Consider the following 11,908-nt stretch of genomic DNA (forward strand, 5'->3'; position numbering starts at 1 on the left):
GCCAGGTTAACCACGGATAACCGCGATGTCTACGATGGACCTCATGTCGAATGTCCCCGCCGCTCCCGCGACCCCGCGCCGTGACCAGATCCGCCGCGAGGCCGCCCGGCTCTTCGCCGCCCGTGGCTTCCTCGGCGTGGGCGTCGACGAGATCGGCAAGGCGGTCGGCATCAGCGGCCCCGGCCTCTACCGGCACTTCGCCGGCAAGGACGCCATGCTCGCGGACCTGCTGGTCGGCATCAGTGAGCGGCTGCTGGAGGAGGGGCGCCGGCGTGCCGGTGCGACGATCGGACCGGCGGCGGCCCTGGATGCACTGATCAGTGGACATGTCGACTTCGCGCTCAACGACCCCGACCTGATCACGCTGCACGACCGCGAACTCCTCCACCTCAAGGAAGAGGACCGCCGCCGGGTGCGCCGGATGCAGCGCGGCTACGTCGAGCTCTGGGTCGAGGTGGTCCGCGAGGCCTTCCCGGAGCTGGCCGGCCCGTCCGCCGAGCCGGTCGCCCGGGCGTCCGTGCACGCCGTCTTCGGCCTGCTCAACTCCACCCCGCACAGCATCGGGCTGCGCCCCGCCCACCCGGACGCCCCCTCCGACCGGGCCGCGCTGCCCCGCGCGGAGATGGCCGCCCTGCTGCACAGCCTGGCCCAGGGCGCCTTCGCGGCCGCGGCCCGCGCCACCGCCGCCGACGGGCAGCGGGACGACAGGTCCTAGGTCGACCGGCGGTGGCCGGTCGGACCGCGCGACGGGCGCGCGGCGGCCGGCCGATGCCGCAGGCTGGGAGGGAAGGAAAACCGGGCGCCGACCGTTGGAGCTCGGCAGATCCGCAGCGGCCTCGCTCGGTCCGTGCACGTACGTGGACGGCCGCCTCACGAAATGGTTAGTATCCCTAAATATGCCTGAGACTCACGTCTCCACCAGGGAGATATCGCCCGACCGCGAGGCGCCCGACCGGCGGCCCGCCCAGCCGGGACGTGCCGCGGACCATGCCCCGTCCCCCGACGACACCTCCGCCGGCGCCGGCGCGGGCTGGCTGCGCCGTCTGGTCGGCTACTGCTGGCACTACCGACGCGCCGTGCTGCTCTCGTTCGGCGCGTCGCTGGCCGGCATGGCGATCACGGCCCTCGTCCCGCTGATCACCAAGGTGATCATCGACGACGTCATCACCACCCACACCCGCTCGCTCGCCCCCTGGGCGATCGCCATGGTGGTCGCCGCTCTCCTGGTGTTCGGCTGCACCCTGGTCCGCCGCTACTACGGCGGCCAGCTCGCGGTGGACGTCCAGCACGACATGCGCCGGGACCTCTTCCGCTCGCTCACCCGGCTGGACGGCGACCGGCAGGACCGGCTGGACATCGGCCAGGTGGTCGGCCGCGCCACCTCCGACCTCCAGCTGGTCAACGGCCTGCTCTCGATGCTGCCGATGATGACCGGCAACCTGCTGCTCTTCGTGATGTCGGTCGTGGTGATGCTCTGGCTCTCGCCGACGCTGACCCTGATCGCCCTGGTGATGGGCCCGGCCCTGTGGTGGTTCGCGGTACTCAGCCGCAAGCGCCTGTTCCCCGCGAGCTGGGCCGCCCAGCAGGAGGCGGCCGCGGTGGCGGGCGTCGTCGAGGCCGCGGTCGGCGGCGTCCGGGTGGTCAAGGGTTTCGGGCAGGAGGCGCAGGAACTCGGCAAGCTGGAGTCGGCCTCGCGCACCCTCTACAGCGCCCGGCTGCGGGCGATCCGGCTGAACAGCCGCTACAACCCGGCGATGCAGGCGATCCCGGCGCTCGGCCAGGTCGCGGTCCTCGCCCTCGGCGGCTGGCTGGCGGTCAACGGCCAGGTCACGCTCGGCACTTTCGTGGCCTTCTCCACCTACGTCGCCCAGATGACCGGCCCGGTCCGGATGCTCACCATGCTGCTGACCGTCGGCCAGCAGGCCCGGGCCGGCGTGGAGCGGGTGCTGGAACTGATCGACGAACGCCCGCTGGTCCAGGAGAAGCCCGGCGCCCGCGTGCTGGAGCCCGCCGAGGGCGTGCCCGCGCTGGAGTTCGACCAGGTCGACTTCCGGTACGGGCCGGACGGCAGCCGTCCCGTCCTGCACGGGCTCAGCCTGCGGATCGCCGAGGGGGAGACCGTCGCCCTGGTCGGCGCCTCCGGCTCCGGCAAGAGCACCGTCGCCCAGCTGATCCCGCGCTTCTACGACCCGACCGCCGGCGCGGTGCGGCTGTACGGCCAGGACCTGCGCGACGTCACCGTCGACTCGGTCCGCGCCGTGGTCGGCGTGGTACCCGAGGACAGCTTCCTCTTCTCCGACACCGTCCTCGCCAACATCTCCTACGGCCGCCCCGGCGCGACCGAGGAGGAGATCACGGCCGCCGCCCGCGCCGCACAGGCGGACGACTTCATCCGCGCACTGCCCGAGGGCTACGCGACGACCGTCGGCGAGCAGGGCCTGACCCTCTCCGGCGGCCAGCGCCAGCGGATCGCGCTGGCCCGCGCGATCCTCGCCGACCCGCGGGTTCTGCTGCTCGACGACTCGACCTCCGCCGTCGACCCGCGGATCGAGGCCGAGATCCACGACGCGCTGCGCATCGTGATGGCCGGCCGCACCACGCTGCTGATCGCGCACCGCCGCTCGACCCTCCTGCTGGCCGACCGGATCGCGGTCCTGGAGCACGGCCGCCTGGTCGACCTCGGCACGCACGAGGAGCTCGAACGGCGATGTCCGCAGTACCGCGCGCTGATCACCGACCCCGAGGCCGGCACCGGCCGCCCGCAGCCCGAAGCCGAGCCCGACACCGAACCGGCCGCCCAGGCCGCCGCGGGCCCGGTCCCCGGCTTCACCGGCCCCCGCACGATGATGGGCCGCCCCAACGACCCCGAGCTGCTGGCCAAGGTCGCCGCGCTGGCCCCGGCCACCGACCTGCCCGCGATCCCGTTCGAGTCGGCCACCGCCGCCGACCCCGGCTTCACGCTGGGCCGCCTGCTCAAGCCGTTCCGCGCCTCGCTCTCGCTGGCGTTCCTGCTGCTGGCGCTGGACGCCGCGGCCGGCCTGGTGCTGCCGATCCTGATCCGGCACGGCATCGACGACGGCGTCTCCAAGGCCGTGCTGGGCGGCGTGGTCACCGCCTCGCTGGCCGCCCTGGTGGTCGTCCTGCTGGACTGGCTGGTGCAGTCCGCCGAGAACCGGGTGAGCGGCCGGACCGGCGAGCGCGTCCTCTACACGCTGCGGCTGAAGATCTTCGCGCAGCTGAACCGCCTCGGCCTGGACTACTACGAGCGCGAGCTCTCCGGCCGGATCATGACCCGGATGACCACCGACGTCGACGCCCTGTCGAGCTTCCTGCAGACCGGCGTGGTGACGGCGGTGGTCAGCCTGCTGACCTTCTTCGGGATCTTCGGCGCGCTGCTGATCATCGACGCGGGCCTGGCGCTGATCGTGTTCGCGGTCCTGCCGGTGCTGGTCGTCGCCACCCTGGTGTTCCGCAAGAAGTCCTCGCAGCAGTACCAGATCTCCCGCGAGCTGATCGGTACCGTCAACGCGGACCTCCAGGAGAACGTCGCCGGGATGCGCATCGTGCAGGCGTTCCGGCGCGAGGAGGACAACACCGCCCGGTTCGTCAGCCGCGGGCTGGCCTACCGCGACGCCCGGGTCCGCGCGCAGTGGTACATATCGCTGTACTTCCCGTTCGTGCAGTTCCTCTCCAACGTGGCCGCGGCGCTCGTGCTGATCGCCGGTGCCTCGCGGGTGGACTCCGGCACGCTGACGGTCGGCGCGCTGGTGGCGTACCTGCTCTACATCGACCTCTTCTTCGCCCCGGTCAACCAGCTCTCGCAGATCTTCGACGGCTACCAGCAGGCGGCGGTCGGCCTCGGCCGGATCCGCGAGCTGCTCCGCTCGCCCACCAGCACGCCGGCCGCCGCCGACCCGCTGCCGGTACGGCGGCTGCGCGGCGAGATCCACTTCGACGACGTCAGCTTCGCCTACAACGGCGGCGGCGAGGGCCAGCCGCAGGTGCTCAACGGCATCGACCTGCGGATCCCGGCCGGGCAGACGGTCGCCCTGGTCGGCGAGACCGGCGCGGGCAAGTCGACGTTGGTCAAGCTCGTCGCACGGTTCTACGACGCGACCGGCGGCACGGTCCGGATCGACGGCACCGACGTCTCCCGGTACGCGCTGGCCGAATACCGGCACCGGCTCGGCGTGGTCCCGCAGGAGGCGTACCTGTTCGCCGGCACGGTCCGCGACGCCATCGCGTACGGGCGCCCCGAGGCCAGCGACGCCGAGGTGGAGGCGGCCGCCCGGGCGGTGGGCGCGCACGAGATGATCACCGGCCTGACCGACGGCTACCGGCACGAGGTGGCCGGCCGGGGCCGCAACCTCTCCGCCGGCCAGCGGCAGTTGATCGCGCTGGCCCGCGCCGAGCTGGTGGACCCGGACATCCTGCTGCTCGACGAGGCGACCGCCGCGCTGGACCTGGCCACCGAGGCGGCGGTCAACCAGGCCGCCGACCGGCTCAGCGACGGCCGTCCGGACCGGCCTGGCGGGCGCACCACCCTGGTGATCGCGCACCGCCTGACCACCGCCGAACGCGCCGACCGGGTGATCGTGCTGCACCAGGGCGCGGTGGTCGAGGACGGCACGCACACCGAGCTGCTCGCCGCCGACGGGACGTACGCCCGGCTCTGGGAGGCCTTCGTGGGCGACGAGCACCCGACCGCCGAGCCCGCGCCGGTGGCCGGCTGAGAGGTCCGGGTACGGCGGCGGTCAGGCCGCGATCAGCGAGGCGAACAGGGCCGAGACCTCGGTTCCCCGCGGCAGATCGCTGACTTGGCCGTCGCCGACCTCGACCACCATCCACCCGCCGCCGTCCGCGCGCAGCGCCAGGTCGGTGGTGACGAACCGGCACCCGAGCGCCCGGACCAGCGGGCGCACCGCCGCCAGGTCCGGCTCCGGCAGCACGCCCGGGGTGTCGGGGTGCGGACCGGTCAGCACCGGTTCGCCGTCCATCCACCACACCCTGGCCTCGGCCACCCGCGCGCCGCCTCCCGGCTCGGTGGCGCCGGCGAAGGCGTGGAACCGGCGCAGCACCACGCCGCCCGCCAGGAACTCGCCCTGCAGCTCGACGAACCGCCGCACCACCCGCGCCACGGCGGGCAGATCGGCGAGTTCGGGGATGAAGCAGGCCTCCTCCCACTCGTGCTTGCGGGACTTGACGAAATCCTTGACGATCGCCGGTCCGCTGCCGCCGAGTTGACCGGCCGCCTGCTCCAGCGCGCCGAGCGTGACCGACCCGGAACCGGCCGGCAGCCAGACGCTGTCCGGTGTCGCACCCTCGAACGTGCGGTACCAGCCCGGGAGTTCATGCGCTGCGGCATAGCCGGCCGGAGTGGTGAGCAGCTGGCAGCCCCGGTCGGCGAGGGCCCGCCCGAAGGCGGCGTAGGCCTCCACCGGCAGCATCCAGCCGCGGTACCAGACCGGTCCGAGCCCGGCCGGAACGAGCCGGACGGCGTGGACCGCGCGTCCGGCGAGCAGTGCGTCGTGGTCCACCAACGCCGTGTCGCCGCCCAGACCGCGCACCAGGCGGGCCTCGGCGGAGTAGTGCGGGTCGGTGCGCCGTTCGGAGAACGGATCGTGCGGCAGCAGGATGGTGGGCGCAGGCATGCCGGTCAGGGTAGCGGCGCCGGGCGCATGGAGACGCACGCCTGCTTTCCGGGCCGCGACGCGTCGATCGACGCCGCCGTCCCGGGCTGCCAGAATGCTCCGATGCGAACTCTCAGACAGGCAGCCCGAACTGTGGTGGTCGACCCGGAGGGTGCGGTCTTCCTGGTCCGCTCGGACAACGTCGAGGTCGGCGTGCACTGGATGCCGCCGGGCGGCGGACTCGACCCCGGCGAGACCCCGTCGGCCGCCGCACGGCGCGAACTGCGCGAGGAGACGGGCTGGACCGACATCCCGGTCGATGCGCTGCTCTGCACCTGGGAGCACGACTTCACCTGGCACGGCACGCCGGTCCGGCAGTCCGAGCACATCTACCTCAGCCGGGGCCCGCACCGCGAACCGCTCGGCGACCTCCGCGCGGCCCACCAGCTCGACGGGATCCTCGGCTGGCGCTGGTGGACGCCGCAGGAGCTCGCCGACAGCGCGGCCGAGCCGCTCTGGCCGCCGACGCTGCCGCAGCTGCTCGCCCCGGTCCGGACGGCCTGGGCCGACGGCCGCCCGGGAGTCGCGCCGGTCGACCTGGGGTACTTGCCCAACGTGCCGCGGCGCCGCTGAGCGCACCCGGGGGCGGGTCAGTCGCGGGTCAGTCGCGGGTCCGCCGGGGACCGTCCGCCGCCGGGGCGACCTGCCAGTCGCGCATCCGCAACTCCCGGTCGTGCAGGGCGTCCATGTTGATCAGCACGGTCAACTCGGCCTCCGGCAGCTCCTGGCGGGTCAACCCGGTGGCCTCCAGCAGCAGTTCGGTCGGCACCGAGACCGCTATGGAACTGCGCCAGGACGGCAGGACGGCCAGCGTGGTGCCCGAGCCGACCTTGATCACCTGGGCGGCGACGCGCCGGCGGCGCTGGTCACCGGCCCGGACCGGCGGTTCGGGCGCGCGCTGGGCGCTCCCGATCAGGATCCCCATCCGGGCCACCGCGGTGGGCGGCTGCTCGTCGTCCGGCTCCGGCGCGGGAACGACGGGCGTGCCGACGCTCTCCGCGGACTTTTCCGCAGAGCCTTCTGCGAGCCGCTCCGGCGCGTCCGGTCGGTCGGACGCGGCCGACGCGCCGCTCTCCGAGCCGTCCGCCTCGTCCGCCGCGCCCCGGGCAACCCGCCCGGGCCGGCGCGGCGGCGCGGGCCGGCGCACCCGAGGACGCGGACGCCCGCCGAAGCCCTCCGGGCCGTCCGGCAGCTCCCCGAAGCCCAACGACTCCGCGGTGCTCTCCCGTTGAGCCGGGATCAGCGCGTCGATACCGGACGAGGCGCCGGGCAGGTCCGGGTCGACCCCGGCCAGCTGGAGCAACTCGCGTACCTCGGCGACCGGTTGGTGGCAGGCCGCAGCCAGATCGTCCAGCCGGGCGCCCTGTTCGTAGGCCGACCTCAGCCGTGAGGCGAGCCCGGCCCGCAGCCGCGCGGTGGTCACCGCCCCCGGGTCCACGGCCGGCTCGGGGGCCTGCTGAACGACGGCAGCAGGCGCGGAGGCATGCGAAAGACCGGAAGCGCCCGGGGCGGCCGGATCGGACGGCGGCGGGTTCGGGGCGTCCATCGGTATGAACGGCGAGGTCATCGGTGCGGGTCCTCCGGGCTACAGTCCGCCCGATCCTGCCGTATCGGCGGGTGAACGTCCATGGTCGAGCGGTGCACTGCCACGCCGGGCGCCGGTCCGCGAACCACCCCCGGTGCCCGCTGTTGACGTCAACTCCCGCTGGGTAGAACGGAAGCAGCAGATCCGATGCCCCCACCCGGGGTCGACTTCCCGGCCCGCGCCGCTGCGGTGCGCTGCGGCCCGGGCGGTCGGTGCGGGTCCGGCGCGACCGCATACGCTCGTTCGGACGACCTCGTACCCCCCCACCCTCACCCCGCGCTCCCGGGGATCCCTCCCAGGAAGGACGACGGCATGGCGGCGCCGCCCAGCCCCCTCCCCTCCGCCTCCTCGCGGCCCGCCGACGGCGGACTGACCCGACCCCGGCGCCTGGCCCCGGGCGACAGGGTGGCGCTGGTCGCCCCGAGCGGCCCGATCGACCCCGGACGGCTCGAAGCGGGCTGCGCGATCCTCCGCTCCTGGGGCCTGGAGCCCGTGGTCGGCGCGCATGTCCTCGACACCCATCCGACGCTCGGCCACTTCGCCGGCACCGACGCGGACCGGGCCGCCGACTTCCGCGACGCCTGGCTGGACCCCGGCATCGCCGCCGTCCTCTGCGCCCGGGGCGGCTACGGCAGTCAGCGCGTGGTCGACCTGCTGGACTGGGACGCTCTGCGGGCCGTGCCACCCAAGGTGCTGATCGGCTTCAGCGACGCCACCGTGCTGCACGAGACGGTCGCGCAGCGCCTCGGCCTGGTCACGCTGTACGGCCCGATGGGCGCCGGCGCCTCCTTCGTCGGGGACGGACCGACCGCCGAACACCTGCGCCGCACCCTCTTCGACCCAGCCTCCGTCCTGACGCTGACCGGCCCCGACGCGGGCCCGCTGGTCCCCGGCCGCGCGCGGGGCGTCACGGCGGGTGGCTGCGCCGCCGTCCTGGCGGTGGAACGGGGGACCCCCGGCGCCCGCCCGTCGTTCGCGGGCACGATCCTGCTGCTGGAGGACGTCAACGAGCACCCGTACCAACTCGACCGGATCCTCACCCAGCTGGTGCGCTCCGGCGCCCTCGACGGAGTGAACGGCGTGGCGCTGGGCTCCTGGGAGGGGTGCGGACCGCCTGAATTCGTCCGAGAGGTGATGCTCGCCCGCCTCGGACCGCTCGGCGTCCCGGTGCTCTGGGAGCTGGGCTTCGGCCACGCCGGCTCCACCCTGACCGTCCCGCTCGGCGTGCCCGCCCTCCTGGACGCGGACGCCGGCACACTCACCCTGGACGTCCCCGCCCTGCTCGACGTATCGGCCCCGGCGGAGTGAGTAGGGTGCGCGGATGACTGCGCATCCGGAGGACCTGGCCGAGCAGCAGCCGGCCGTACTGGCGGCCGAGCTCCTGGAAACGCTGCGCACGGCACGCCCCGGCGGCCGGACGATGCTGGGCCTCACCGGCCCGCCCGGCGCGGGCAAGTCCTCGCTCGCGCGCTATCTGGTGAACGAGGTGGAGCGCGCGGCCGGCCCGGGGAGCGCCGCGTACGTGCCGATGGACGGCTTCCACCTCTCCAACGCACAACTCGACCGGCTCGGCCTGCGCGCCCGCAAGGGCTCACCGCCGAGCTTCGACGCTCTCGGCTACGCCGCGCTGCTCGCCCGCCTCGCCGCCGACCGGTTCCACGAGGTCTACGTCCCCGACTTCGACCGCGAGCTCGACGAGCCGGTGGCCGCCCGCCATGTCGTGGCGCCGAGCACCCGACTGATCGTGACCGAGGGCAACTACCTCGCCGCCGACGAACCCGCCTGGTCCCGGGCCCGCGCCCAGCTGCACGAGCTCTGGTACCTGGAGACGGACGACGCACTCCGCGCCGACCGCCTGGTCCGCCGCCAGCTGGCCGGAGGCCGCGACAGCCTGGGCGCACAGGCGTGGGTGGAGAGCAACGACCGGCCGAACGGTGAGTACGTGAAGCTGAGCCGCTCCCGGTGCACCCGGGTGCTGCGGGTGGCCGAGTTGCCCCGGGGGATCTGAGGACGTAGTGTTTCCTAGTCGCTCGGCAGGGAGCACCGGACACGCATCGGCGCGGACGGTCCCGGGGCGGCCACTCTCCTGAAACACCATTTCTCAGTAAGACAATCAGCTTTCTGCGCGCTCTGTCGCAGAAAGCCCTGCTGCGCTGTGCCGGTATTGAGGTGAGTGGGGTCGGATTCGCCTTTCGGGGCGGGGCTGGGCTAAAGTTCAACACGTCGGACAGGCCGTCAGGTCGGTTACGGCGAAGGGCACTTGAGGCCAAGTGGTGCGGAAGACCTGCTAAGGTCGGAGGCACTGCGGCAGGAAAGCGAGTGGGAAACGCCGAACGGCGGATCTGATAAGCTGAATGCAGAACGAAACGCAGTACTGAATACAGTAATATTGAAACGAATACTCGGAGAGCTTGCGAGAGCGGCTTGAAGACAGTGTCCGTTCCTTGAGAACTCAACAGCGTGCCAAAAGTCAACGCCAGATATGTTGACATCCCCGGCCTCGGTCTCTGATCGGGGTTGGAGATTCCTTTTGAAGTAAGACACAGCGAGGACGCAGTGCACGTGACCGCCCTATTCCGGTGGTTGTCGTGCCGCTCAACGCGGGTGTTGAGCCCGATTACGGGCAGACATTCACGGAGAGTTTGATCCTGGCTCAGGACGAACGCTGGCGGCGTGCTTAACACATGCAAGTCGAACGATGAAGCCTTCGGGTGGATTAGTGGCGAACGGGTGAGTAACACGTGGGAAATCTGCCCTGCACTCTGGGACAAGCCTTGGAAACGAGGTCTAATACCGGATATGACCTGTCCTCGCATGGGGATGGGTGGAAAGCTCCGGCGGTGCAGGATGATCCCGCGGCCTATCAGCTTGTTGGTGGGGTAATGGCCTACCAAGGCGACGACGGGTAGCCGGCCTGAGAGGGCGACCGGCCACACTGGGACTGAGACACGGCCCAGACTCCTACGGGAGGCAGCAGTGGGGAATATTGCACAATGGGCGAAAGCCTGATGCAGCGACGCCGCGTGAGGGATGAAGGCCTTCGGGTCGTAAACCTCTTTCAGCAGGGAAGAAGCGCAAGTGACGGTACCTGCAGAAGAAGCACCGGCTAACTACGTGCCAGCAGCCGCGGTAATACGTAGGGTGCGAGCGTTGTCCGGAATTATTGGGCGTAAAGAGCTCGTAGGCGGCTTGTCACGTCGGATGTGAAAGCCCGGGGCTTAACCCCGGGTCTGCATTCGATACGGGCAGGCTAGAGTGTGGTAGGGGAGATCGGAATTCCTGGTGTAGCGGTGAAATGCGCAGATATCAGGAGGAACACCGGTGGCGAAGGCGGATCTCTGGGCCATTACTGACGCTGAGGAGCGAAAGCGTGGGGAGCGAACAGGATTAGATACCCTGGTAGTCCACGCCGTAAACGGTGGGAACTAGGTGTTGGCGACATTCCACGTCGTCGGTGCCGCAGCTAACGCATTAAGTTCCCCGCCTGGGGAGTACGGCCGCAAGGCTAAAACTCAAAGGAATTGACGGGGGCCCGCACAAGCAGCGGAGCATGTGGCTTAATTCGACGCAACGCGAAGAACCTTACCAAGGCTTGACATATACCGGAAACGGCCAGAGATGGTCGCCCCCTTGTGGTCGGTATACAGGTGGTGCATGGTTGTCGTCAGCTCGTGTCGTGAGATGTTGGGTTAAGTCCCGCAACGAGCGCAACCCTTGTTCTGTGTTGCCAGCATGCCTTTCGGGGTGATGGGGACTCACAGGAGACTGCCGGGGTCAACTCGGAGGAAGGTGGGGACGACGTCAAATCATCATGCCCCTTATGTCTTGGGCTGCACACGTGCTACAATGGTCGGTACAAAGGGCTGCGATGCCGCGAGGCGGAGCGAATCCCAAAAAGCCGGCCTCAGTTCGGATTGGGGTCTGCAACTCGACCCCATGAAGTTGGAGTTGCTAGTAATCGCAGATCAGCATGCTGCGGTGAATACGTTCCCGGGCCTTGTACACACCGCCCGTCACGTCACGAAAGTCGGTAACACCCGAAGCCGGTGGCCTAACCCGTAAGGGGAGGAGCCGTCGAAGGTGGGACCAGCGATTGGGACGAAGTCGTAACAAGGTAGCCGTACCGGAAGGTGCGGCTGGATCACCTCCTTTCTAAGGAGCACATAGCCAGACCTGGGCGAATGTCCCGGGTTGGTTGCTCATGGGTGGAACGTTGACTATTCGGCACACACGGTTGAAGTCGTTAGTACTGTCCTTCGGGGCGTGGAACGCGGTGGAGGTCGGGTGTGTCGGGCACGTTGTTGGGTCCTGAGGGAACGGCCGTATGGCTGGTACCTCTGGAGCCGGTCCCACGGACATTGCCTCATTCTTGGGGTTGTGTAGGTGGGTGTCTGGTCGTTGTTTGAGAACTGCACAGTGGACGCGAGCATCTGTGGCCAAGTTTTTAAGGGCGCACGGTGGATGCCTTGGCACTAGGAACCGATGAAGGACGTGGGAGGCCACGATAGTCCCCGGGGAGCCGTCAACCAGGCTTTGATCCGGGGGTTTCCGAATGGGGAAACCCGGCAGTCGTCATGGGCTGTCACCCATACCTGAACACATAGGGTATGTGGAGGGAACGAGGGGAAGTGAA

At 70.6% G+C, this 11,908-nt stretch carries 7 protein-coding genes and 2 rRNA genes; 7 read left to right on the plus strand and 2 right to left on the minus strand.

What is annotated here, in order from left to right; genetic code table 11:
- Nucleotides 1-43: 43 nt before the first annotated feature.
- Both BS80_RS05440 and BS80_RS05445 read left to right on the plus strand, forming a co-directional pair.
- Nucleotides 44-715: a TetR/AcrR family transcriptional regulator gene (locus BS80_RS05440; RefSeq protein WP_035793982.1), complete on the plus strand. Its 672-nt coding sequence runs from the start codon at nt 44-46 to the stop codon at nt 713-715.
- A gap of 181 nt (nt 716-896) precedes the next feature.
- Nucleotides 897-4,733 (plus strand): ABC transporter ATP-binding protein, encoded by a 3,837-nt coding sequence (locus tag BS80_RS05445; RefSeq protein WP_083974266.1) that lies wholly within the window; start codon nt 897-899, stop codon nt 4,731-4,733.
- Nucleotides 4,734-4,754: 21 nt separating this feature from the next.
- On the opposite strand, the gene BS80_RS05450 is transcribed toward BS80_RS05445, so the two are convergent.
- Nucleotides 4,755-5,651, minus strand: coding sequence for an ATP-grasp domain-containing protein (locus BS80_RS05450; protein WP_035793985.1), 897 nt, complete (start codon nt 5,649-5,651; stop codon nt 4,755-4,757).
- Between the two features lie 102 nt (nt 5,652-5,753).
- Between BS80_RS05450 and BS80_RS05455 the strand changes: the two genes are divergently transcribed.
- The gene (locus BS80_RS05455; protein WP_035793987.1) at nt 5,754-6,263 is read left to right on the plus strand and encodes an NUDIX hydrolase; all 510 of its coding nucleotides are present in this window, start codon (nt 5,754-5,756) and stop codon (nt 6,261-6,263) included.
- Between the two features lie 28 nt (nt 6,264-6,291).
- Here the strand turns inward: BS80_RS05455 and BS80_RS05460 are convergent, their stop codons facing one another.
- Nucleotides 6,292-7,257 (minus strand): hypothetical protein, encoded by a 966-nt coding sequence (locus BS80_RS05460; RefSeq protein ID WP_035793759.1) that lies wholly within the window; start codon nt 7,255-7,257, stop codon nt 6,292-6,294.
- Between the two features lie 330 nt (nt 7,258-7,587).
- Between BS80_RS05460 and BS80_RS05465 the strand changes: the two genes are divergently transcribed.
- The 4 genes from BS80_RS05465 to BS80_RS05480 all read left to right on the plus strand — a co-directional run.
- The gene (locus tag BS80_RS05465; protein ID WP_051966087.1) at nt 7,588-8,583 is read left to right on the plus strand and encodes a S66 peptidase family protein; all 996 of its coding nucleotides are present in this window, start codon (nt 7,588-7,590) and stop codon (nt 8,581-8,583) included.
- A gap of 13 nt (nt 8,584-8,596) precedes the next feature.
- A complete protein-coding gene (locus BS80_RS05470) occupies nt 8,597-9,283 on the plus strand; it encodes a nucleoside/nucleotide kinase family protein (protein WP_051966089.1) in 687 nt (228 codons plus the stop codon).
- A gap of 622 nt (nt 9,284-9,905) precedes the next feature.
- Nucleotides 9,906-11,427, plus strand: a 16S ribosomal RNA gene (locus BS80_RS05475).
- Nucleotides 11,428-11,709: 282 nt separating this feature from the next.
- Nucleotides 11,710-11,908 (plus strand): 23S ribosomal RNA (locus BS80_RS05480); the annotation flags it as partial.

This window comes from Kitasatospora mediocidica KCTC 9733 (genome assembly GCF_000744225.1).
Classification (GTDB): domain Bacteria; phylum Actinomycetota; class Actinomycetes; order Streptomycetales; family Streptomycetaceae; genus Kitasatospora; species Kitasatospora mediocidica.